This is a genomic window from Erythrobacter sp. S57(2025), from assembly GCF_057365055.1.
The window spans coordinates 2568719-2590008 of the sequence record NZ_CP200299.1; the positions used below are offsets into that span (position 1 = coordinate 2568719).

Here is a 21290-nt window from a genome sequence, read left to right on the forward strand (position 1 = left end):
AGCTCGCATGATCAAGCACCTCACCCGCCTTATCACCCAAGCCATTGCCCTGATCGCCCTTGCATGGAGCGGCACGGCGATGGCTGCGGTGGAAATCCACTTTCACAGCTTTAACGGTTCGGTCCTGTTTGGACGCTACCCACACACGTTCATCGTCCTTGACGGGACGCTGGAAAGCACCGGCGAGGCGGTCAATGAGAATTACGGGTTCTCCGCGCGCAGCTCAGCCGCCGCCATCACGAGCGGTTGGGCCGAACACATGGTCTTGCACGAAAGTGCGCGCAATATTCGCCGCACCAATCGCCATTTCTCGATCACGCTAACAGACGCGCAATATCGCCGAGTGGTGGCCGAAGTGCGCCGCTGGCAGAACGAACCCGGCGCACGCTACAGTTTGGATGATCGCAATTGCATCCACTTTGTGGGCCGCATGGCTGAATTGGTCGGGTTGCGGGTTGAGTTCCCCGGCAACATGCTGCGCCGGCCGAAGAAATGGCTCAACCACATCACATCGCTCAACCCGCATTTGGGCGCTGATCTCGTCGACTAGTCCTGCTGGTCAGGTTTCGAACCGTTCGAAACCAAGAACTCCACCGGAAACCTCGTCATTCCCCTTGCCCCGGCGCGCGCCATCGGGAATCCATCTTGCATGGCGATTCTTTCAGACAAGTGGATCCGGGAACAGGCGCAAACCAATGGCATGATTGAGCCATTTGTTGAGGCGCAGCGGCGCGAAGGCGTGATTTCCTACGGCCTTTCCTCTTACGGGTATGACGCGCGTGTCGCGCCTGAGTTCAAGATTTTCACCAACGTGAATTCGGCAACGGTCGACCCGAAGAAATTCGACGCAGACAGTCTGGTGGACCGCGAAACCGATGTCTGCATCATCCCGCCCAATTCCTTTGCTCTGGCCCGCACGGTTGAATACTTCCGCGTGCCCGAAGACGTGCTGGTCATCTGCCTTGGCAAAAGCACCTATGCGCGCTGCGGGATCATCGTGAATGTCACCCCGCTTGAGCCGGGCTGGGAAGGCCATGTGACGCTGGAGTTTTCAAACACCACGCCGCTGCCCGCGAAAATCTACGCCAATGAAGGCGCGTGCCAGTTCCTGTTCCTAAAAGGGAATGAACGCTGCGAGACGAGCTATAAAGACCGAGCAGGCAAATATATGGGCCAGCGCGGCGTGACGCTCCCCAGACTCTAATGCCATAGCTGTAAAGAGCAGCCGCGCTTGGGAATATGTTGCCTCTCTTCGCGCAACTGAGATAGCATCGCCTAGCAATGCATAGTTGAGGGCCAATGCTCCAGATAAAAACGGCTGCAAATCACATTGTCGGGATTGCGTCGGCTATCATGCTGATCGTGGCAGCTTTCGCCGTTCCATTTAGCGCCAGCGCTCAAATCCGTGTGTCGGATTTAGAAGCATTGGGCCCTGCCTCCGAGCTTATGAATGAGGGGCGGATGGAAGAGGCCATAGATCTGCTCACGAATGCGGTCTCTGACCTTGAAGAGAAGCGCGGCCCAGACAATCTGGCGATGCTGATAATGCGCGAAGTATTGGCGGGCGCGCTGTTTCTGGTCGGGCAGGAGGAAGAAGCGGTCGACCTGATGCGCCGGGTCGTGTCTGGTTTTGAACGCGCCGAAGGGCCCAATTATCACAGCACAATCAGCAGCCAGGTGTCGCTGGGCGCATTGCTGCGCGAGCGTGACCAATATTCCGAAGCTGCTGAAGTCTTGGAAAATGCGGTAGCGGCGAGCGAAGCCAGTTTTGGAGCCGAAGATGGGATGACACTTTTGGCCTTAGATGGATTGGCCAGAGTCTACAGACTTCAAGAGCGAAATGAGGAAGCAAAGGTATTGTTTCTGCGTGTCCTTGATGGGTACGCCAAACTGCCTGAGGATTTCGAACAATCGAAGATTTACGCTTTGAATGGGCTGGGCGCGATCTATCTCGAAGAAGGGCGCTATGACGAAGCAGAGCAGCTCTTTCGCGAGGCTGTTGCGCTAATCGAAAAGTATCAGGTTCCCGAATATCCCAGTGTTATCGCGATCAAGAACAACCTTGCCGCCGCACTGATCGCGCAGGACCGAAATTCCGAGGCTGAGGACATCATTCGGCCCGTGCTGGAAACGGCAAACGAAAATCTCGAACCCGGCGCGCCAGAAACGGTGGCAGCTGCCTCAAGTCTCGCCGTGTCGCTTCAGAACCAGGGCCGCGTGAATGAGGCTCAATCCGTCTTGTCAGCCAATCCCGGTTCAAGCGAGCTGGCGAGGATTTCCGACAATGAAAGCGCGGTTGCACCATCATTGGCGTCGACCCCAACATGCATTGTCGTCACCGACATTGCTATTCGCGCTGGTGAGGAGGTTAGGCTTCAAACGCGAATGTGCCGCATTCCGCCTTCACCGCGCTTCACGAAGGTGTGATCCGCCAAAATTGCTCTGATCAGCACGCGGTTTCGAATTGGCACCAAGCGGTCAGTGATTGATAGCGCATTTTCCTACATCGCTTCGCCGCGCTATTTGACTGGCATGATCAAGCCGCAATTCCTGATGCTTCCGGACCCTCTTAAAAGCGCGTTGCTACCCAGCCATCGAGAACCACTTTTCTTGCCCAGGACCGTGTAACATGCGGTCCATGTGCCCCTCAGCAGCGACGAACCGCATGATGAGCGTGACGCTCAATCGCCCTTTGACACACGCCATCGCCGCGCCCATGTCAGGATCAAAGGAGACTAGATATGGCTGACACCGAATTCGACATCATCGTCTATGGCGCCACGGGCTATACGGGCCGCTTGGTCGCGGAGTATCTGAGCAACCATTACGGCGCCTCCGATAACGCACCCAAATGGGCGATGGCTGGCCGCTCTCAGGAGAAGCTGGAAGCCGTTCGCGATGAGATCGGCGCACCTGCTGATACGCCGCTAGTGGTCGCCAATGCTGATGACGCCGCTGACCTAGAAGCGATGTGCGGTCGGACCAAAGTCGTGCTGACCACGGTTGGCCCATACCAGCTCTATGGCGACAAGCTGCTGGAAGCCTGCGTCAACACCGGCACTGACTATGCAGACCTATGCGGTGAACCTGCATGGATGGCCGACAAGATCGAAGAGCACGGCGCAAAGGCCAAAGAGACAGGCGCACGCATCTGCTTCTCAAGCGGGTTCGACAGCATCCCCTTCGACCTGGGCGTGCTGATGACGCAGAAGGCCGCAAAGGACCGCTTTGGCGCAGCGTCTCCCAAGGTGCGCGGACGCGTGCGGGCAATGGCCGGCACGTTCTCGGGCGGCACCGCAGCCAGCCTTGGTGCGACGATGAAGGCAGCGGCGAAGAACCCGCGCATCATCAACGTGCTGCGCGACAGCTTCGCTCTGACACCGGGCTTTGACGGGCCGAGCCAGCCAACCGGGATGGTGCCGATGTATGAAGGCGATCTCGACAAATGGGCCGCTCCGTTCGTGATGGCACCGATCAACACCAAGAACGTGCATCGCACCAACTTCCTGCTTGGCCATCCCTATGGCGAAGACTTCCAATATGATGAGATGATGCTCACTAGCCCCGGTGATGCGGGCAAGAAGATGGCGGAAGCGGCAGCGGAGATGATGAAGAACCCGTTTGGTGCAAAGCCGCCCAAGCCCGGCGAAGGTCCATCGAAAGAGGAACGCGAAAACGGCTTCTACGATGTGCTGTTTGTCGCTGACAATCCGAACGGCGATGACACGCTGCACTTTGGCGTCAAAGGCAAATACGATCCCGGCTATGGCTCAACCAGCCGCATGATCGCCGAAACCGGCATGGCGCTGCTTGAAAGCGATGCCGAAGGATGCATCGGCACACCGGGCGCGATCCTGGGAGAAGCTCTGGTCGATCGCTTGCAAGAGCATGCAGAGATCAGCTTCAAGGTCGAGAATTGATCCAGACATGCGAAAGGGCCGGTGAAGGGAATGCCCCCTCACCGGCCCTTTGCGAAACCAATGGTCCGTTGGCTTAGAAGCCGAAGCGAACACTCGCGCGGATGTTGCGGCCCGGCAGGGTCACGAAGTCCTTGGTAAAGCTGGTGTGGCGGCGGCCTGTCACGTCGAACAGGTTCTCTCCTGCCAGCTGAAACACGACGTTCTGATTGGCCTCAAACGGACGCCATGAAAGGTACAGATTGACGAAAGCAAAGTCGTCAGTCGTTGTCTCAAAATCAGCGACGTCTTCTTGCTCGCCATACCATTCGACTTCGCCGCGCAGATCAAACGCGCCGTATTCTGCATCAAGAGCAGCGAGCAAACTCACTGGCGGGATACGCGGCAAATTGGTGTTCAATCCCGCTACGCCCTCATCATCGAGGTCGGCAGAAACGTATGAGGCGCGCAAGTCAGCCCCTAGCGAGAAGCTGTCGGATTCGACCAACGGCAATTCAAGCCCAGCTTCAAAGCCAAAGAAGTTGGCGTCGCGCTGAAGAAATTCGAACACAGGCAGATCATCTTCCTCTTCACCCGTTGGCGACAAGAAGATGTAATTATCAAAGCTCTGATAGAAAACGGTTGCATTGAACGCGATATCGCCTGAGCCTGCACGAAGGAAAAGCTCACCACCCCATGCGCTTTCCGTGTTGAGGTCGGGATCCCCGATTTCAAACGACTGTGTCGCAATATGAGGGCCGTTTGCGAAAAGTTCTTCGCCAGCTGGTGCCCGCTCAGAACGTGAAAGCGTTGCGCCAAAACGCGCGCCGCCTTCGCTTTCAAAGATTGCTGATAGCGCGCCAGAGAAGAGGCTGAAGTCGCGTTCAATTCCGAGGGGTTCGGACTCGACGTCAACTTGCTCAAACCGGCCAGCAGCTTCGATTTGAACACCGTCCAAGTCGATTTCTTGCGCGGTGAAGACCGCGAACTGAGTGGTATCATTGGGAGCTACGAAAGCTTCTTCGCCCACGGCTTGGAAATCGCGCGAAGTAAATTGTGCGCCAATGACGCCGCCGCCGCTCTGGATCAGCTCAGCGCGCGCTTCGAAGGTCTCTGTATCAAATACGGTACCAACCTCTGCGCCTTCGAACTCTGTGTGGGTGTAGTCCGAGTAGCCCGCACGCAATTTCAAACGCGACAAGAACCCTTCGCCAAGGGCGATGTCACCGCGGAAGTCCACGCGCAATTGTTCAAGGCCGATAGAGACGGTTTCTTCGCCCTCTTCCTCTTCTTCTTCGCCGCCTTCGCCCTCTTCACCGTGATGATGGCCACCTTCTGGATTGCCTACGATGCCATAATCAGTGTCGTAATAGCCGACGGATGCACCGAAGCTGGAATCGCCAAGGAAAACGCCAAAGCCGCCATTGACGCTCCAGCTTTGCGTTGCCGAATTGGGCAGGAAACCGCGTTGATTGGCAGCTTCACGCAGCTCTTCGGCTTCTTCCAATTCACCTTCTTCTTCCTCCTCAGCGGCATCAGCAAGCAAGTCTGCGCGCAGATCATCCGTCAGTTGGAAGCCGGGGATTTCAAGGTCATCGGTTTCACGGAATGAGCCATCCACATGGACCACGAATATATCGCCAAGCGCTGCATCAATCGATGCGCCGCCGCTGCGTAGGTTGCTCGCGGTGTCAAAGGCGGTGAGCGCTTCGACATGAATGTGATCTTCAGGCACAGCTACCGGAATACGGCGATCAATCACATTGACGACGCCGCCAATGGCTTGACTGCCGAACAGCAGCGCAGCGGGCCCACGAAGCACTTCAACGCGTTCGACGGTGAGAGGGTCAATTGTGGTTGCGTGGTCTGCGGAGGTGTTGCCGACATCTGCAGTTCCCAGCCCGTCAATCAAAACGCGAACGCGCTCACCATCTTGGCCGCGCAGGATTGGGCGCGAGGCACCGGGTGTAAAGCTTGTGGCGGAAACGCCCGGAACCTTGGAGAGAACTTCACCGATCTGGCCGTCAAGATCGCGCTGAATTTCGTCGATCTCCAGCACGTCTTGGCCAGCAATAAAGTCGAGCTCTTCAAGCCCTTCGGCAGAAACCACGATATTGCCGCGATAATGCGGATCTTCCTCACGGGCCGCCTCGCGCGCTGCATCACGCTCTTCGCGGGTCTGCTGTTCGTCGGCGGATGTTTCCTCAGCAAGAGCTGGCGAGGCGGAGACGGTGAATGCAATCGCGGTTGCAAGCGCGATTTGTGAGGTGGTTGGTTTCATGTTGCCCTCTTGGTGCGAGTTCATGTGATAACATCACAATGTAATAATGTATCACGCACCTAAGAGAGGTCACGAAAAGTGCAACCAAAAAGAGTAATCTTTCGACAAATCGCGCGACGCAGCGGACAATCGACAAGAATGTGCGTCAATTTGGACACGATTCCTGTCAACGCACTGAACACGCAACGCGGCCCGAAGTGTCAGGTGACGGCAGCCACCGCCTTATATTCGGGCCGATCCCATAGCTTTTCTGAGCAAACTTGATGCAGCCTCTCCGCTGCCTCAACCATATCGGTGTGCCGCAAATACAGCGGTGTTAGTCCAAATCGGATCACGTTGGGCGTACGGAAATCGGCAATCACATCCGATTCTCGCAAGGCCTGAACCATCGCATAGGCTTGCGGGTGAGCAAAGCCGACATGGCTTCCACGTTGATTGGCTTCAGGCGGGCTCGCGAGTTCAAAGCCATGTTCCCTGCAAAGGGGCGCCATTGCCTCTATCAAGAGATCGCCCAATGCAGCCGACTTCGCCCGCACACTGCGCATATCCGCTTCAAGCATTAGATCGACCCCAACCTCAAGCGCCGAAAGGCCAAGGATGTAAGGTGTACCGCACAAAAAACGATCCACGCCGCTGGCAGGTTCGTATCGCTCTTCAAAAGCAAAGGGCTGTTTGTGACCGAACCATCCAGACAAGATCGAATCCGCCCTTTGATTGCGCTTGGCAACGTAAAGGAATGCTGGGGCACCTGGCCCGCCATTGAGAAACTTGTATCCGCAGCCCACGGCAAAATCAGCATTCGCACCGCCCAGGTCCAGCTCAACGGCTCCTGTGCTGTGGCTTAAATCCCAGATCGCGAGCGCACCTTTTTCCTGAATAGCGCGCGTGGTTTCGGCGATGTTGCGCATCTTGGCGCTTTTGTAGTGGACCTGTGTGAGGAGCACCGCAGCCGTGTTCTCATCCACGCTATCAAGCAGTGCATCGGGCTCTACGGTGCGCGCGATGATGCGACCGCCTGAAAACTGCTCAATCCCCTGCATCATATAGCTGTCAGTGGGAAAGTTGCCTTTCTCGGTCAGGATAACCGAGCGCTCTGGCTGAAGTGAAATTGCACCTGTGAGCGCCTTGAATATGTTCACCGAAGTCGAATCAGTGGCGATCACCTCGCCCGCATCGGCTCCGATCAGCTTTGCAATCTTATCGCCGATCCGCTGCGGCGCGGTCGACCATTCGGCATCAAGCCAAGATGTGATCAACCCCTCACCCCATTGCTGCTCCACTGCGTTTTGCAAATGCGCCATGGTGGCCTTGGGAAGGCAGCCAAGCGAATTGCCATCAAGATAGATCAAGCCTTCGCGGATACGAAAACGAGATCGGAAAGATGCCAGCGGATCGCTGTTGTCCATTTGCGCGGCTTTGACCTTGAGAGCATCCATCACATGATCTCCCGCAGGATTGCGCGCACCGGGCTCGCATCTGCGCCCGCCAGCTTTAATGGCAAGGCCACAAGATCGTATTCGCCGGGAGCCACATCGTCGAACACCAGCCCTTCAAGTATGCGCATATCAGCGGCAAGCACACGGTGATGCGCATCCATCGTCTTGGAGGTTTCGGGATCGAGCGATGGAGTGTCTACTCCAGTTAAGCGAACACCGTGCTCCGCCAACCGGTCGATCACGTCTGGTGCAATCGCTTTAAAGTCCGAGACCCATCGGTCATGCGGGAAGCGATCGTAAGTGCGCATCAGCACACGACTATGCCCTTTAATCGCGGCCCAATCACAATCCTCTAGTTCCACCCTTGCGCCAGAATGCGTGACGTCGAGCAACACGCAGCGCCCAATATATGCGTCTAGGTCACATTCCGCAGACGCCGCGCCATTGTCCGAATAGTGGAAAGGTGCATCGGCATGGCTTCCCGTATGAAGTGGCATGGAGACCGACCCAACATTGACCGGGCAATCGGGGCCGATCTGGGCATGCTGGTCAATTGAAATGCCAGGCTCACCCGGCCAAGATGGAATGGCGGAATGGATCGTCTGCGAGATATCCCAGATGCGCGGCACGCTCATGAGAATGGACACCCACCTTCGGTTGAGGACGGTGTGGATGTCGGTTCGCTATCGTCATCAGTCTCGCTAAAGCTTCCATCGTCAATATTGCTCAGCTTTGTTCGCATCGACCACAATTCGGGGAAAAACCTCAGGTCGAGCGCTCTGACCAGATAATTCACTCCCGATGACCCACCAGTCCCTGCACCGTGACCAATGACTCGGGCGACCGTCTTCATATGTTTGAAGCGCCATTCCTGGAAATGGTACTTAAGTGCGGTCACCTTCTCGCCGAGCATATAGAGGTCCCAATGCTTTTCGGGCTCCGAATAGATTTCGAGCCAAGCCGCCTCAACCGCAGCCTTTGGCACATAAGGCTGCGCCCAATCACGTTTTGTGGCCTCGTCCGGCAGAGCCATTCCTGCGCGGGACAAAGCAAAGATCACCTCGTCATAGAACGACGGCTCAGCAAGGGTCTTTTCCAACTGAGCAGTTGCGGAAGGATTGTCTTGGTGAACCAGCACCAGATCGGGGCGTTTGGTGCCGAGCAGAAACTCAAGTTCACGATATTGCTCCGATTGAAAGCCGGAGGCTTTGCGCAAATATCCGCGGAACGTAAGGAAGTCGTGCGGGCTGAGCGTGGCAAGCACTTCCCATGAATGGGTCATATGCCGCAGGATGGTCGCGATCCGGTCAAGTGTTTTGAAGACCTTGCCTAGCTCATCCTCGCGCAAATCAGCGATGGCGATCCGCGTCTCATGCAGCATCAGCTTGATCCAAAGCTCCATCGTCTGGTGCATGATGATAAAGAGCATTTCATCTGGCTTGTCAGACACTGGTGTTTGGGCACCGAGCAACCGCGATGTTTGCAGATGCCCCCCATAAGTGAGCGAACGATCCCACGTGATCGTTTCGCCTTCGATCTCCGCCGTGAAGGTCTCAACACCATCCTCAATTGAATGCGTTAGAGGAGAGCCAGAGGGATGTTTCGCCTGTACCATGTTTCACCTTTGCCGCGGGCCATTGTCGACGGCACGCAGGCATCGCCTGCCCAAGAAGTGAGCGCATTACAAGCGCACTCGCGCCCAAAGGGGCGAAATCGTTTTATCGCAAATTGGAAAATGGAGCGGGCGAGGCGATTCGAACGCCCGACCCCAACCTTGGCAAGGTTGTGCTCTACCCCTGAGCTACGCCCGCTCACTGAACGCCACACAGAGACGCGAAATACGCACTTCTCTGCCGGGGAGGCGGCGCGATTAGCAGCGCCTTTGTGACCCTGCAAGCCTTAAATTCACTCAAATGGCACCTTCTCTTGCATTCAACACCTAGCCAGCGCTCACGCCAAGGTTCACAAAGCGCAAAAGGCACCCCACATGGTGGCGCAAACAGACACACTTACGAGAATAGGAGCATCCCTTGGCCAGCATGGGTCTCAACATGGAAGAGCAAAAAGCCGTCGAGCGATTTCGCAAGGATGTCGTCGATCCCTCACAAACCAAGCTGGTGATCCTCGACTTCTGGGCTGAATGGTGCGGCCCATGCAAAGCGCTCACGCCAACGCTAGAAAAAGTTGCCGCAGACTACGCTGATAAAGGCGTGATTTTGGCCAAGGTAAATGTCGACGAAGAAAAGTTCATCGCCGGGCAGTTCCAGGTTCGTTCAATCCCAACAGTCTACGCGATGTTCCAAGGCCAGCCAGTCGCCGACTTGACCAGTGCGCGCAGCGAAACACAACTTAAGCAGGTACTGGACCAGCTTTTGTCGCAGCTTCCTATTCAAAATGGCGAAGGGGCAGAGGGAGCGCCGCAAGGTCCCACGCCCGAAGAAATCGAGCAGTTCGTTGCCTTAGGTGATGCAGCTTTGGCAGAAGGTGATGCGCAGCGTGCCGCTGGCATTTTTGCGCAAGTTACAGAATTCGCTAGCGACAATGCGCCAGCCAACGCCGGCCTCGTCAAAGCACTGGTTGCTTTGGGTCAGGTCGAAGAGGCAAAACAAGTGCTCAGCGCAATTGAAGAGAATGAAGCAATCGCCTCGGACCCAGCAATCGCCGCCGCAAAGAGCGCGGTTGAGCTTGCCGGCACGCAGGTTGATGACGGTGAGCTCTCCGGCCTGCGCGATGCAGCGCAATCGAACCCGGAAGACATGGATGCTCAACTTGCCTTTGCCGAAGCCGCCTTTGCCGGTGGTGCGCGCGATGAGGCAGCTGACACTTTACTGGCAATGGTCGAGGCTGACCGCGAGTGGAATGACGGCGCAGCACGCGCAAAACTGCTTCAAATCTTCGAGGCCACGGGCCTTGAAGATGAGTGGGTCGTTAATACTCGCCGCCGCTTGTCCAAGATCCTGTTCGGGTAACAGAACACGCAATGCCCACCCGTCTCTCCATCTTTCCATTGCCCGGCACTGTCCTGTTTCCTGGGCTACAATTGCCGCTGCATATCTTTGAGCCGCGCTATCGTGCACTCGTCGGCGACGCACTGGTGCGCGATCGCCAAATTGCAATGATCCAGCCGCAGCGACCTATCGAAGGCTCTCCGCTTTACACGGTCGGATGCGTCGGGCGGATCGGCGAGATCGAGGCGATGGATGATGGGCGCTACAACCTCATCCTTGAGGGCAAGTCTCGCTTCAAATTGCTGCGCGAGCTCGATTCCAACACACCCTTCCGTCAGGTAGAGGGCGAACTGATCGATGACGATGCGGACGAAGTGCTTAGCCATGCCCAGCGCGGCGGATTTGAGCGTGAAGCGCGCGAATTCGCTGACGCGCAAGGCTACAGCGTGGATTGGGATTCGGTTGAACGGCTAGACGATCAATCGCTGATTAATGGCGTATCACAGATCGCGCCGTTTGACGCAGCATCTAAGCAGGCCTTGCTTGAAGCCCCATCGTTGACCGCGCGCTGCGAACTCTTGATGCAGCTTATGCAGTTTTTCGGTCGTGGTGATGGAACCGAGGAAATCACGACCTTTCAGTAGTTCAGACAGTCTCATTGGCGGTCAGGAATTGGGAGGCTGCGAAGCATCGTGGTCAGAGCGATGAATGAATTGCGCTCCGCCTCACCCCGATTGTAATTTTCGGTCTGCACCACCAGCACTGCGTCAAGGTTGGGCACCAGCGCAACTATGTTGCCACCATTGCCCTTCATCATAAATGCACCCTCAAAGCCGCGCGACGATCGCACCGGCGTCATCCACCACAACCTGCCATAATGCACGTGTTCACCAAGCGTGTGCGCTGGAGTGAGCATCGTGCGCAGCCATTCTTCGGGCAGAATGCGCTCGCCTTCCCATACCCCGCCATCCATGACCATCCGGCCGATTTTCAACAGCGCCTCATCGGATATTGTCAGCTGCCCGCCTGATTGAATCTCGCCGCTGCGCGAGGTCCGCCAATCGGCGCCGTCAATTTGCAAAGGGTCGAAGATGCGTCGTTGAACATATTGATCGAAACGCTCACCAGTGGCCCGTTCAACCACTTGGCCCAGCAAGAACACGCCCGCTGTGCAGTAAGAGAAAGGGCCCGTGCCATTCTGATCGCGGGCGTATTCCCTTGCCGGTAATGCCATTGCAAAATCTCGCCAGACACGGCGCCGGTACATGCGCTCCTCCTGGCCTGGAGAGCCGCGCTCCCAATCGTTGCAATCAAGCGCTGAGGACATGGTCAGCAGGTCAGCAACGGTGATCTCGTCAAAAGGCGCACCCCGCTCACTGCCAAGAAAAGGCCAGACCTTCACGTCAACTCCGGCAAGCGCTCCATCCGCGATGGCCGCACCCACGGCTAGGGCGGTGATCGATTTACCCGCCGATTTGATATCAACCCGGTCACCAAGCTCACCCTTACCGAAGCGCTCGCGATAGACCAGTTCACCGCCCTGCTCGACAGCAACGGCGCGGATTTTGCCATATTCGCCAGCGCGCAATTGACCTTCAAGCTCTTCGACAGTCAGGTCCGGAATTGGCTGAGCGCGCGCTGGAATTCCGCCAACAGCAATCAATGCGCAAAGTACCAGCAATGAGCATATAGTTTGAAACAGACGCAAAGCAGACCTCCCCAAGTATCAGTTCAGATGATGCCGGTTTCATTCTGAATGACAGGCGAATGCGACCGCGCGTCGCGCTTCTGGCCTATACCCCAAGCCTTCAGTCAACTAAGTAGTTACTTATGAACTTAACTCGGCCCGTCACTAAAGGTGAGCGAACTCGCGCGCACATTGTTGCGACAGCGGCGCAGCTTTTTTGGACTCGCAGCTTTCACGGCGTCTCGGTCGATCATGTGGCGTCCGCTGCGAATGTGAACAAAGCGACCGTCTATCGTTACTTCGCCGATAAGGGTGATTTGTCGCTAGCGGTTGTTCGCTACCATGGTGAACTGGTTTTGCGTGATGTTTTTGAACGCAATTTTGCCCGCTATTCACGCCCCGAATTTCGACTTGCTGCAATCTACAACGATATTCATTGCGCGCATCGCGAGGTGAAGGATGTAAGTGGCGATTTGAACGGCTGCCCGATCCTAGGGCTTGCTCTGGAGCTCGGGCAGGAAATGCCGCTTTTGCGCGATGAAGCACGCGCGATCTTTGATAGAGTGGAAGCCTACTTGCGCAGCATCGCTGCGGACGCGATGGCCGAACGCAATATCGCTGGATCGCCAGAGATGCTGGCACGAACGCTTGTGCAATTGTTGCATGGTGGGTTTGCGTCTGCCCGGATCGCGTCCGAGCCAGATCGGCTGCTTGATGCAGGTCACGCCTCACTCGCACTGATTGGCTATCCCAATACTCCCATCGCCGACAATCCAAGCCTCCAACAAGGACAAGCCGCATGACCAACCTACCGATCTACAGCGCCGCGCTCGGCGCCTTTATCATCGTGCTTCAAGTTGTCCTGATGCTGAGTGTTGGCATTGTTCGCGGCAAAGGTGCGTTCATCGGTCACGAGGGCAATCTGGATTTGGAGCGTAAGGTTCGGCGGCATGGCAATCTGGCAGAGAATGCTGGGCTGTTTCTGGTCGTGATTGCCTTGTTCGAATTGCTTGTGGGCCAGACCACCTACGTTGCGGCCGTTTGCATTGTGTTCGCAGCCGCGAGGGTGCTTCACGCGGTTGGCTTTTCGTCGCTTGCAGGATCGCATGGCAAGGATCTGACGGGGGCACGCAAAGCCTTTGCAGGAATGCGAGCGCTTGGCGCGCTTGGCACGGCACTTACCGCAGTTGCGCTGGCCTATGGGATTGGTTCGACCCTCGCCTTTGCCTAGGCGATGGTTCCGCCCGTCGTCGCAGAGATAGCGAAAGATCCGCGCAATCCGTCAATCACGTATTGCGCGGCGAGAGCTGCAAGCAGCACACCAAGAAGACGTGTGATGACCGCTTCAACTTTGTCACCCAGCAGCCTGATCAATGGGCCTGCAGCGACCAGAGCGCCAGCGGTGATCAACAAGACCAAACCTAGTGCGGCGAAGACTTCCAGTGTTTCGGCGGTCGTCTTGGCCTCGTTCATCAAGAGCATGATAGCAGCGATTGCGCCTGGGCCAGCCAGCATTGGCATCGCCATTGGGAAGACAGAAACATCTTCGATTTCAGGGTCAGCATTGACCTTGTCGGCTCTCTCTTCGCGGCGCTGAGTGCGTTTTTCAAACACCATCTCAAACGCGATCCAGAACAGCATCAAGCCGCCTGCGATACGAAAGCTATCGAGATCGATATGCAATGCGCCCAGCAGGTCTTCACCAAAAAAGGCAAAAATCATCAGGATGACCGCTGCGATTCCAGTCGCACGCAAAGCCATATTGCGCGCCTGTGACGCGCTCGCACCTTTTGTAAGGCCAGCATAGATTGGCGCGCATCCTGGCGGGTCAATCACCACAAACAGTGTCACAAAGGCGGAAATGAAGAGTTCGGGCAGCATCAGCGCCCCTCATCATTGTTCGTCAGGAGATGCAAGACTTTCTTCAATAGCATTGACCCAGCGACCTAAGTAGAAATAGTCGGCTGCGACATATTTTGTGCCATCGCCGCGGTGCTCCCAGCGCCAGCGCAAAGTTCCGTCGCGCGAAAGCTTTGCATCGGCGTTGCCGTCTTCTCCCACAGGGATAGCAGGCGGCGGCGGCACTGCCTCTCCACGGCGTGGGCAGGTGGCGACAAGTCCTTCGATCGCGTCGATGGCGGTTACCACAATGTCACCATCCTCGATTTCGGCGCGTGGAGGGGGCTGCGGATCATCAAGTCCAGAAACATCATAGATCCATTTGTATTGACCATCACCTTGGCGCGCCCAAGCCGTGACGTAGTTGCCGACTAGCCCTTGCTCATCAACAAAGCGCCCAAGGCTAAGAGCGAGTGAACCATCGCAGCTCATCACGACCGTGCGCGGCGCCCATTGGGTCGCGGTTTCAGGATTGGAGAGTTGTGCGAACAGGACTTGCGCGGAAACATCTCCATCGCGTGTATGGAAGATCGCGCCGGGGGCTGCGAATTCCTGACCGGCTGTGAACTGGCCCTGCTCCTTTGCAGCGCGCGCATAGGCGAGCTCTGTCGCTACAATATCGCTTGGCTGCGCGGCTCCGGGCGCAGTGGCAAGCGCGCGCTGAATGACTGCGCGCGGCGGAATGCGCTCACGCGGGCCCGAACAGGCAGCAACGCCGATGGCGAGCGCTGTGAGCGCGATAGTTGCGCCAAACTTCACAGGGCGTCTGGCGGGGCTAAGCCAACATTGCGGTAAGCAGCGACCAGCGTGTTGCGGAGCAATACAGCAATTGTCATTGGCCCAACGCCACCGGGTACAGGCGTGATTGCGCCTGCCACTTCGGCAGCTTCTTCATAGGCTACATCGCCCACCAGCTTGCCCTTTTCCTTGCCCGGTTCAGGCGGCAATCGGTTGATCCCTACGTCAATCACAGTCGCGCCATCCTTAAGCCAATCCTTGGTAATCATCTGAGGACGACCCACTGCAGCAACCACGATGTCCGCGCGCTTAACAACACTCGGCAAATCCTTGGTGCGGCTATGCGCGATGGTGACCGTTGCGTTCGCATCGACCAGCAATTGCGCCATCGGCTTACCCACGATGTTGGAGCGGCCAATCACCACCGCTTCCAAACCTGACAAGTCCCCCAGCCGGTCTGTTAGCAACATCATGCAACCAAGCGGCGTGCACGGCACAAACCCCGACTGTCCGACGCTCAGGCGCCCTGCATTAATGACATGAAACCCGTCCACGTCCTTGTCGGGGCTGATCGAGGCAATGATGCTTTGTTCATCAAGATGATCCGGAAGCGGCAATTGCACAAGGATACCGTCGACCGCTTCATCATTGTTGAGCTGCTCTACCACTGCCAGCAAATCCGTCTCGCTTGTGTCGTCGGGCAAGCGATGCTCAAAGCTGTTCATATTGGCAGCAATGGTCGCCTTGCCTTTTGAGCCGACATAGACTTGGCTGGCAGGATCATCCCCCACCAGCACCACTGCCAAACCCGGCTTTCGCCCAGCCGCATTGGCAAAGTCGAGCGCGCTCGTACCCACGCGTTCGCGCAGAGCTGCTGCGAACGCTTTTCCGTCAATCCGTGTGGCGGTCATTGCGTGCCTTTCTGCCTCAAAAGCACGCCCGGAATCAGGCCATGCTGAGGATCAGGCGATAGATGCCTGCATCGAGTATTCGAAGCCCCAAAATGAGGATAATCGGTGAAAAATCGATCGCCCCCGTATCGGGCATGAACCGCCTAATCGGACGCAGCAGCGGATCGAGCAGATTGTTGATAGATTGATAGAACGCCATCAGGAACTGGTTTGAAGGGCTCACCACGTTGAAGGCGAACAGCAAACCAATCACGAATTGAATGATGATCAACATGATCAGCAGGCTCGTTACCATGCTGATAATGTCAGAGACCAGAAATAGACCTTGCATTTGGGTTCCTATTCAAAAAGGCGTGTTACCTACCTAAGACGGCTGGCGTGAACGTCAAGGACGCTCGTCGATTGCGATATGAAGGCGGTCAGGCCCGCACCAGCGTACCTGCGCCGCGCGCGGTAAAGAATTCGAGCAGCATCGCATGGGGGACACGCCCATCGAGCACCACGGCAGCCTCACAACCCGACGTGACCGCCGAAACGCAGGTCTCAAGCTTAGGCACCATGCCTCCTTTGATCACGCCCTCTGCGCGAAGCTTAGCGATTTGGGCGGGGTCAAGGTCGCTGAGCAGCTGGCCATCGCCATCTAGCACTCCTGCAACATCGGTCAGCAGGAACAAGCGCGCTGCGCCCAATGCCGCGGCCACTGCGCCTGCCATCGTGTCTGCGTTAATATTGTAGGTCGCGCCATCCTCGCCGCCTGCAATTGGCGCGATCACCGGGATCATACCTGCCGCGACAGCTGTATCGATCACGCTGGTGTCGACACTGGCAGGCTCTCCAACGAAGCCAAGATCGACGATGCTTTCGATCAGGCTTTCAGGATCGCGCGTTGTGCGCGTCACTTTGCGCGCGGTGACAAGCCCGCCATCCTTGCCCGAAAGGCCAAGCGCCTTGCCACCTGCATTGGAAAGCCAGCCGACCAGCTCTTTGTTGATCGCGCCGGACAACACCATCTCAGCCACTTTGGCCGTCGCCTCATCAGTCACCCGAAGACCATCGACAAAGGTGCTTTCGACGCCAAGGCGCGACAGCATTTCACCAATTTGCGGACCGCCACCGTGAACCACGACCGGATTGATCCCCACAGCCTTTAGCAGCACGATATCTTCTGCAAAGTCGCGCGCTGCCTCAGCATCGCCCATCGCGTGCCCGCCATACTTCACCACAAAGGTACGCCCCGCATAACGCTGGAAGTAGGGCAGCGCCTCGATCAGCACTTCGGCTTTAGCAAGGTCGAGCCCGTGATCAGGCGTACTGGCAGGTTTGGTCATGATTACTGGTTTTCCTGAATGTCGCTGCGCCGCTTAGCGGGTTCGCAGCGCGTAGGAAAGGGACGCAAATACGGGGCAGCCCATCTCCGTTTTGCGTATTTTGCACTTGGCAGCGTAACCAAACCCTGTTTCTCTGCGAATCGATCAGTGAAGCGGCGCTGGGATCACTTGTGCCGCTCGGATCATTGGATGGAGGAATACCCATGAACACCACTCGTATTAACGGTTCTATCGCTCTTGCCGCAGCAGCCGGTCTTGCCGCTGCATGCTCAGGTGGAGCTGACGCTCCGACCGAAGCCGCAGAAGCTGGCGCGGAAGGCGCTGAAACCACCGAAGTCGCTGCAAGCGATGAGAAGGTGAAGTGCTTTGGCGTTTCGCTCGCAGGTCAGAATGACTGCGCGGCAGGCCCTGGTACAAGCTGCGCTGGCACCAGCGTGATTGACTATCAGGGTAACGCCTGGACCTATGTGGATGCTGGCACATGCGAGACCACAGAGCGCCCCGATGGCAGCTTTGGTTCGCTCGAAGAGACCGCCAACGTTTCATAAGTTTCGCTGAATGAGCTTTTGCGAGGGCCGCGCTAGGACACACATCCCGGCGCGGCCTTTTCTCTTTGTGCGCAGCTGAGTGGGGATCGGGCATAGAGAGAGCGGGTCTGACTTGCTAAGCTGTGCGCCAATGGCCCGCTTTCGCTCCCCCTTGCGTCGTAAGTCCCGCATCCCGGCAAGGGCGCTGGGCAGTTGGTGGATGGTCTGGCGCATGCCGATCCTCCTTCTGATCGTGATGGCCGTCTGGTGGTTTGTGGTTCGCCCGGTGAGCGACGGGCGGGGATGGATAGAGGTCACAGACCGTTTCGCCATTTGCGGTGATGCTGGCCCCAGCCAAGCGGGCTGCGTGGTCGATGGCGACACGCTGGTGCTCGGCTTTGGCAATGGCCAACGCCGCATTCGCCTAACTGGGTTTGACGCGCCTGAACTGGAAGGCGCTTGCGCGGCGGAGAGCGCCAAGGCGCTAGAGGCACGCGCCCGCCTGCACCAATGGCTTGGCGAAGGGCCGTTCGAATGGGACGGCACGCATGAACCCCCAAGGGATCAGTATGGCCGCGAACTGCGTGAGGTGCGGCGTACGCAGGGTGATGGCTCATACGAGTACCTGGCCCAAACACTGATCGCCGAAGGCCTCGCCTCTGAAAGCGGATGGGGCACCTTTCCTGTTGACTGGTGCGAGTAGCGTCGCGTGCTGCCATACGAGGAAACACTTGGCAAAGCGCCTGCGATCCTTAGACTGCACGCCACTTTGTCAGGCCATTTAGGGGATCCGCCGTGACCGAACCGACCAATACCACCAATTCTGGTTTCGATTTCAACCAGCCAACCATCATCTCGCTACTGTATCTTGGCAGCATTGTGACCGGCATTTCCGGCCTTGTCGGGATTGTTCTTGCCCATGTCTGGCAAGGCGACAACCGCGAAGCCTGGGCGGATTCGCACTTCACCTATCTCATCCGCACCTTTTGGGTCGGCTTCATCGCAACCATCATCTCCGCCGTCCTGACCGTCGTGCTTATCGGCCTGTTGCTGATGCCGCTGGTCTTCGTCTGGGTCATGGTTCGCAGCATCATGAGCCTGCTCAAAGCGCAGAAGCAGGAGCCGATGCCTGACCCCCAAACCTGGTTGTTCTAACCAGACCTTGCACCCAATCGTGGACCCCCGGCGATCGCGTTTCGCCGGGGTCTGCCTTAAGCAATGACAGTTCCGACACCTCCAAAACCAAGCGTCGATCCAACGACGCAAAATGCGCCGCGTAAGACTGGCGCGCATTTGTCGCGTCCGATGATCATCGCCATTCTGTATTTAGCCAATATCGTCATGGGCTTTTCCGTCATTGTGGGTGTCGTACTTGCTTATGTCTGGCGCAATGACAGCGATTCCCAGGAATGGGAGAACTCGCACTTCACTTACATGATCCACACATTCTGGATCGGCTTGGTGTTGACGGTGACGCTAATGTTCCTGTGGTTCGGGAGCGTTTTCGCAATGCTCCCTCCCGCATCGCAGCCCAACAGCCCGCCGACTGCAGGTTTCTTCCTTGTATTCTTCGGCATGTTTGGCGTCTTTGGCCTAATGATGCTTTGGTACTGCGCGCGCTGCGCCATCTCGCTGGCCAAGGCGGGCAGTGAGAAGCCGGTTGATCGGCCACGCAACTGGTTTTTCTAACGCGCCCAGCCACTCGGTTCGTCGCTGCTGAAGGGCACATGGACCGCATGTTACACGGTCCTGGCGCAAAAATCCGCTCGATCACAAACCCGCCTTTTGATCGGTTCATCCGATTAATGAGCGGTTTGTTTTGGCGCCTATGCATCGCCATATCCATAGGCCAGCACGCCCCCTGTAGGAAAGCGCGACAAAGCGGAACGACACCGCTAGTGTTGCGGGCATGAACACTTTTACAAAGCTCACCGCTCCGCTCGCTTTCCTCACTCTGGCCGCTTGCAAAGCGCCGGAAAACATCGCCTCTGACCCGACGCCTGATAGCCAAGAATTGTTCTGGCAGGCGCTCTCCAGCCATTGCGGCAAGGCGTTTGCGGGCAGATTGGTGAGCGAGGACGCGGCAGACGTTGACTTTGCCGATGCCGCGATGGTCATGCATGTGGCAAAGTGCTCAGACGATCGCATCGCCATCCCGTTTCATGTCCAGCTGGCCAATGACGACGGCGAGCTTGAGTGGGACCGCTCGCGCACATGGCGCATCACCCGCGTCGCCGTCCCGCATATGAATGGGAAAGGCGAAACACCGGTTGGCCTGCGCCTCAAACACGATCACCGCCACGAAGATGGGACAAGCGACGCGGTCACCATGTATGGCGGCGACACGGCCTCGCAAGGATCGCAAAGCGCGCAAGACTTCCCGGTCGATGCTTTCAGTATCGAACTGTTTGAGCGCGAAGGTCTGACCGCCTCTGTAACCAATGTCTGGACGGTAGAGGTCGACCATGCAGAGTCGGCCGACCCGACCTTCGCCTACCAGCTAAAACGCACCGTCGAAGGCGGCGCCCCAGAGCCACGCCTGTTCCGCGTTGAATTTGACCTTAGCGAGGAGGTGGTTGCCCCACCCCCCGCTTGGGGTCATGAAAATGGCCACGAATAAGGATCGGACTTAATAGTCATCAATCTCCGCGCCATCGATACCGGGCGCGCCGTCTTCTGTGACATCCATGTCTGTTTCAGGCTCGCCTACATCGGACACGTCGACATTGTCCTCATCGACCAGGTCGGCGGCGTTGGGCGTGTCACCTTCTGGCGTAATATCCTCGATACCGGGAACGGCCTGCTCGATTTCCTGACCCGTCAGGGGTTCATCAGGGCTTTCCATGATCATCGTTTCATCGGGCTGCGCCGGGTCAACTTCTGGCTCCGCCGGCTGATCGCAGGCTGCCAGCGCAAGCGAGCCGCCTAGAGCAGCGAGCAATGCCATTCGGGGGGCGTTAAGGGTGCGGGGGGTATTCATAATGTCCTCCAAGGTTGGGAAACGTTGGATACGACATGCGGCGCGCATTGCGCCCGCTATGAGTTGGACCGGGCCTTAACCAAGGCAAAGCCGGTTGCTTTTACGCACCTATGGTTCAGGCGGATACGGGACTGCCGCGCCGTGATCTATGCTGAGGCTTTCCTTCAGGCGAAAACGTCCCTCGGCAGGCATCCATTCCCACACATGGATATAGCGCGCGCCGCCGACCTGCTGCCATCCATTTTCCTCATTCCCTGTTTTTGGGCCCCATTCATGGAAGGTGTGAAATCCCCGTTCGAGCACGCCCCACTTGCCCAGCGGCGTCACCGTGCGGCTGCCGGGCACGGAGAGGCGGCGGTTCTTATACCCCTCATTCGCGCCGCCGGGTTCACGCGCAGCGCATTGCTCGGCGATGATATTGATAAAGCTTGCCCCATCGCGCGCGACCAGCCCGCCCAGATCGTGGAGCATGCGGAAGTCTTCGGTGATCAAATCCTCAACCGCGCGCGCATTGCAGCCCTCAAAGGCATTCCAGAACAGCTCCGCATCTTGCACGACAATCTGCTCGCGCGCCTGTTCGAGCGGCGGGATGGGATCAGGCGCGGTGCTTTGCGCAAGGGCCAAGAGCGGGGAGAGCAAGGCGGCGGATAGCATGGGGG

At 57.3% G+C, this 21290-nt stretch carries 25 protein-coding genes and 1 tRNA gene; 13 read left to right on the plus strand and 13 right to left on the minus strand.

The genetic code is table 11. The features are described from left to right. The first annotated feature begins 7 nt into the window (after positions 1-7). The 4 genes from AC0V6N_RS12245 to AC0V6N_RS12260 all read left to right on the plus strand — a co-directional run bounded on the left by AC0V6N_RS12245 (position 8) and on the right by AC0V6N_RS12260 (position 3920). Positions 8-550 (plus strand): hypothetical protein, encoded by a 543-nt coding sequence (locus AC0V6N_RS12245; protein WP_486171826.1) that lies wholly within the window; start codon positions 8-10, stop codon positions 548-550. Between the two features lie 99 nt (positions 551-649). After that, positions 650-1204, plus strand: a complete 555-nt coding sequence (dcd, locus tag AC0V6N_RS12250) for a dCTP deaminase (RefSeq protein WP_142787371.1) — start codon at positions 650-652, stop codon at positions 1202-1204. A 95-nt stretch (positions 1205-1299) separates the two neighbouring features. Next, positions 1300-2427, plus strand: coding sequence for a tetratricopeptide repeat protein (locus AC0V6N_RS12255; protein ID WP_486171827.1), 1128 nt, complete (start codon positions 1300-1302; stop codon positions 2425-2427). Positions 2428-2741: 314 nt separating this feature from the next. Beyond that, positions 2742-3920: a saccharopine dehydrogenase family protein gene (locus tag AC0V6N_RS12260; protein WP_486171828.1), complete on the plus strand. Its 1179-nt coding sequence runs from the start codon at positions 2742-2744 to the stop codon at positions 3918-3920. A gap of 73 nt (positions 3921-3993) precedes the next feature. Here AC0V6N_RS12260 and AC0V6N_RS12265 read toward each other — a convergent pair whose 3' ends face one another. From AC0V6N_RS12265 to AC0V6N_RS12285, 5 genes are all read right to left on the minus strand, one after another. Beyond that, the gene (locus AC0V6N_RS12265) at positions 3994-6177 is read right to left on the minus strand and encodes a TonB-dependent receptor (RefSeq protein ID WP_486171829.1); all 2184 of its coding nucleotides are present in this window, start codon (positions 6175-6177) and stop codon (positions 3994-3996) included. Between the two features lie 200 nt (positions 6178-6377). Further along, positions 6378-7613 carry a kynureninase gene (gene kynU, locus AC0V6N_RS12270; protein WP_486171830.1) on the minus strand — a complete coding sequence of 412 codons (1236 nt, stop codon included), beginning with the start codon at positions 7611-7613 and terminating at the stop codon, positions 6378-6380. Next, positions 7613-8248 carry an arylformamidase gene (gene kynB, locus AC0V6N_RS12275; protein ID WP_486171831.1) on the minus strand — a complete coding sequence of 212 codons (636 nt, stop codon included), beginning with the start codon at positions 8246-8248 and terminating at the stop codon, positions 7613-7615. The genes kynU and kynB overlap by 1 nt, the downstream gene beginning before the upstream one ends. After that, positions 8245-9228 carry a tryptophan 2,3-dioxygenase gene (locus AC0V6N_RS12280; RefSeq protein ID WP_486171832.1) on the minus strand — a complete coding sequence of 328 codons (984 nt, stop codon included), beginning with the start codon at positions 9226-9228 and terminating at the stop codon, positions 8245-8247. The genes kynB and AC0V6N_RS12280 overlap by 4 nt, the downstream gene beginning before the upstream one ends. Positions 9229-9349: 121 nt before the next feature. Further along, positions 9350-9424 (minus strand) — tRNA-Gly (locus tag AC0V6N_RS12285). 228 nt (positions 9425-9652) lie between these two features. On the opposite strand from AC0V6N_RS12285, the gene AC0V6N_RS12290 reads away from it, so the two are divergent. After that, positions 9653-10582 (plus strand): tetratricopeptide repeat protein, encoded by a 930-nt coding sequence (locus tag AC0V6N_RS12290; protein WP_486171833.1) that lies wholly within the window; start codon positions 9653-9655, stop codon positions 10580-10582. An 11-nt stretch (positions 10583-10593) separates the two neighbouring features. Beyond that, on the plus strand, positions 10594-11205 hold the full coding sequence (locus AC0V6N_RS12295; protein WP_486171834.1) for an LON peptidase substrate-binding domain-containing protein: 612 nt from the start codon (positions 10594-10596) through the stop codon (positions 11203-11205). An 11-nt stretch (positions 11206-11216) separates the two neighbouring features. On the opposite strand, the gene AC0V6N_RS12300 is transcribed toward AC0V6N_RS12295, so the two are convergent. After that, a complete protein-coding gene (locus AC0V6N_RS12300; RefSeq protein ID WP_486171835.1) occupies positions 11217-12242 on the minus strand; it encodes a serine hydrolase domain-containing protein in 1026 nt (341 codons plus the stop codon). Between the two features lie 149 nt (positions 12243-12391). Between AC0V6N_RS12300 and AC0V6N_RS12305 the strand changes: the two genes are divergently transcribed. Beyond that, on the plus strand, positions 12392-13051 hold the full coding sequence (locus AC0V6N_RS12305; protein WP_486171836.1) for a TetR/AcrR family transcriptional regulator: 660 nt from the start codon (positions 12392-12394) through the stop codon (positions 13049-13051). Continuing rightward, on the plus strand, positions 13048-13479 hold the full coding sequence (locus AC0V6N_RS12310) for an MAPEG family protein (protein WP_486171837.1): 432 nt from the start codon (positions 13048-13050) through the stop codon (positions 13477-13479). Before AC0V6N_RS12305 ends, AC0V6N_RS12310 begins: the two co-directional genes overlap by 4 nt. On the opposite strand, the gene AC0V6N_RS12315 is transcribed toward AC0V6N_RS12310, so the two are convergent. From AC0V6N_RS12315 to argB, 5 genes are all read right to left on the minus strand, one after another. Then, on the minus strand, positions 13476-14129 hold the full coding sequence (locus tag AC0V6N_RS12315) for a MarC family protein (protein WP_486171838.1): 654 nt from the start codon (positions 14127-14129) through the stop codon (positions 13476-13478). The genes AC0V6N_RS12310 and AC0V6N_RS12315 overlap by 4 nt on opposite strands. Before the next feature lie 12 nt (positions 14130-14141). Then, positions 14142-14906, minus strand: a complete 765-nt coding sequence (locus AC0V6N_RS12320) for a hypothetical protein (protein WP_486171839.1) — start codon at positions 14904-14906, stop codon at positions 14142-14144. Then, positions 14903-15796: a bifunctional methylenetetrahydrofolate dehydrogenase/methenyltetrahydrofolate cyclohydrolase FolD gene (gene folD, locus AC0V6N_RS12325; RefSeq protein WP_486171840.1), complete on the minus strand. Its 894-nt coding sequence runs from the start codon at positions 15794-15796 to the stop codon at positions 14903-14905. The genes AC0V6N_RS12320 and folD overlap by 4 nt, the downstream gene beginning before the upstream one ends. 34 nt (positions 15797-15830) lie before the next feature. Beyond that, a complete protein-coding gene (locus tag AC0V6N_RS12330) occupies positions 15831-16127 on the minus strand; it encodes a YggT family protein (protein ID WP_486171841.1) in 297 nt (98 codons plus the stop codon). Between the two features lie 88 nt (positions 16128-16215). Further along, entirely contained in the window at positions 16216-17124 is a 909-nt protein-coding gene (gene argB / locus AC0V6N_RS12335) for an acetylglutamate kinase (RefSeq protein WP_486171842.1), read from the minus strand. Between the two features lie 203 nt (positions 17125-17327). Here argB and AC0V6N_RS12340 point away from each other — a divergent pair, with 203 nt between their 5' ends. The 5 genes from AC0V6N_RS12340 (at position 17328) to AC0V6N_RS12360 (ending at position 20271) form a co-directional block, all read left to right on the plus strand. Then, positions 17328-17672 carry a BufA1 family periplasmic bufferin-type metallophore gene (locus AC0V6N_RS12340; protein ID WP_486171843.1) on the plus strand — a complete coding sequence of 115 codons (345 nt, stop codon included), beginning with the start codon at positions 17328-17330 and terminating at the stop codon, positions 17670-17672. Between the two features lie 130 nt (positions 17673-17802). After that, on the plus strand, positions 17803-18354 hold the full coding sequence (locus AC0V6N_RS12345; RefSeq protein WP_486171844.1) for a thermonuclease family protein: 552 nt from the start codon (positions 17803-17805) through the stop codon (positions 18352-18354). A gap of 92 nt (positions 18355-18446) precedes the next feature. Continuing rightward, on the plus strand, positions 18447-18806 hold the full coding sequence (locus AC0V6N_RS12350) for a DUF4870 family protein (protein ID WP_486171845.1): 360 nt from the start codon (positions 18447-18449) through the stop codon (positions 18804-18806). Positions 18807-18869: 63 nt separating this feature from the next. Then, entirely contained in the window at positions 18870-19340 is a 471-nt protein-coding gene (locus AC0V6N_RS12355; RefSeq protein WP_486171846.1) for a DUF4870 family protein, read from the plus strand. Positions 19341-19560: 220 nt separating this feature from the next. Further along, positions 19561-20271, plus strand: coding sequence for a hypothetical protein (locus tag AC0V6N_RS12360; protein ID WP_486171847.1), 711 nt, complete (start codon positions 19561-19563; stop codon positions 20269-20271). A 9-nt stretch (positions 20272-20280) separates the two neighbouring features. Here AC0V6N_RS12360 and AC0V6N_RS12365 read toward each other — a convergent pair whose 3' ends face one another. After that, the gene (locus AC0V6N_RS12365) at positions 20281-20631 is read right to left on the minus strand and encodes a hypothetical protein (protein ID WP_486171848.1); all 351 of its coding nucleotides are present in this window, start codon (positions 20629-20631) and stop codon (positions 20281-20283) included. Positions 20632-20739: 108 nt separating this feature from the next. After that, entirely contained in the window at positions 20740-21285 is a 546-nt protein-coding gene (locus AC0V6N_RS12370) for a DUF4440 domain-containing protein (protein WP_486171849.1), read from the minus strand. Positions 21286-21290: the final 5 nt, after the last annotated feature.

What these genes read in the sequence shown, in the direction of transcription:
- AC0V6N_RS12280 (WP_486171832.1), bottom strand. Translation starts at nt 9,228, where the DNA reads ATGGTACAGGCGAAACATCCCTCTGGCTCTCCTCTAACGCATTCAATT.
- AC0V6N_RS12365 (WP_486171848.1), bottom strand. Translation starts at nt 20,631, where the DNA reads ATGAATACCCCCCGCACCCTTAACGCCCCCCGAATGGCATTGCTCGCT.
- kynU (WP_486171830.1), bottom strand. Translation starts at nt 7,613, where the DNA reads ATGGATGCTCTCAAGGTCAAAGCCGCGCAAATGGACAACAGCGATCCG.
- folD (WP_486171840.1), bottom strand. Translation starts at nt 15,796, where the DNA reads ATGACCGCCACACGGATTGACGGAAAAGCGTTCGCAGCAGCTCTGCGC.
- kynB (WP_486171831.1), bottom strand. Translation starts at nt 8,248, where the DNA reads ATGAGCGTGCCGCGCATCTGGGATATCTCGCAGACGATCCATTCCGCC.
- AC0V6N_RS12330 (WP_486171841.1), bottom strand. Translation starts at nt 16,127, where the DNA reads ATGCAAGGTCTATTTCTGGTCTCTGACATTATCAGCATGGTAACGAGC.
- AC0V6N_RS12255 (WP_486171827.1), top strand. Translation starts at nt 1,300, where the DNA reads ATGCTCCAGATAAAAACGGCTGCAAATCACATTGTCGGGATTGCGTCG.
- AC0V6N_RS12340 (WP_486171843.1), top strand. Translation starts at nt 17,328, where the DNA reads ATGAACACCACTCGTATTAACGGTTCTATCGCTCTTGCCGCAGCAGCC.
- AC0V6N_RS12310 (WP_486171837.1), top strand. Translation starts at nt 13,048, where the DNA reads ATGACCAACCTACCGATCTACAGCGCCGCGCTCGGCGCCTTTATCATC.
- AC0V6N_RS12370 (WP_486171849.1), bottom strand. Translation starts at nt 21,285, where the DNA reads ATGCTATCCGCCGCCTTGCTCTCCCCGCTCTTGGCCCTTGCGCAAAGC.
- AC0V6N_RS12295 (WP_486171834.1), top strand. Translation starts at nt 10,594, where the DNA reads ATGCCCACCCGTCTCTCCATCTTTCCATTGCCCGGCACTGTCCTGTTT.
- AC0V6N_RS12265 (WP_486171829.1), bottom strand. Translation starts at nt 6,177, where the DNA reads ATGAAACCAACCACCTCACAAATCGCGCTTGCAACCGCGATTGCATTC.
- AC0V6N_RS12290 (WP_486171833.1), top strand. Translation starts at nt 9,653, where the DNA reads ATGGGTCTCAACATGGAAGAGCAAAAAGCCGTCGAGCGATTTCGCAAG.
- argB (WP_486171842.1), bottom strand. Translation starts at nt 17,124, where the DNA reads ATGACCAAACCTGCCAGTACGCCTGATCACGGGCTCGACCTTGCTAAA.
- dcd (WP_142787371.1), top strand. Translation starts at nt 650, where the DNA reads ATGGCGATTCTTTCAGACAAGTGGATCCGGGAACAGGCGCAAACCAAT.
- AC0V6N_RS12305 (WP_486171836.1), top strand. Translation starts at nt 12,392, where the DNA reads ATGAACTTAACTCGGCCCGTCACTAAAGGTGAGCGAACTCGCGCGCAC.
- AC0V6N_RS12345 (WP_486171844.1), top strand. Translation starts at nt 17,803, where the DNA reads ATGGCCCGCTTTCGCTCCCCCTTGCGTCGTAAGTCCCGCATCCCGGCA.
- AC0V6N_RS12360 (WP_486171847.1), top strand. Translation starts at nt 19,561, where the DNA reads ATGAACACTTTTACAAAGCTCACCGCTCCGCTCGCTTTCCTCACTCTG.
- AC0V6N_RS12355 (WP_486171846.1), top strand. Translation starts at nt 18,870, where the DNA reads ATGACAGTTCCGACACCTCCAAAACCAAGCGTCGATCCAACGACGCAA.
- AC0V6N_RS12315 (WP_486171838.1), bottom strand. Translation starts at nt 14,129, where the DNA reads ATGCTGCCCGAACTCTTCATTTCCGCCTTTGTGACACTGTTTGTGGTG.
- AC0V6N_RS12260 (WP_486171828.1), top strand. Translation starts at nt 2,742, where the DNA reads ATGGCTGACACCGAATTCGACATCATCGTCTATGGCGCCACGGGCTAT.
- AC0V6N_RS12245 (WP_486171826.1), top strand. Translation starts at nt 8, where the DNA reads ATGATCAAGCACCTCACCCGCCTTATCACCCAAGCCATTGCCCTGATC.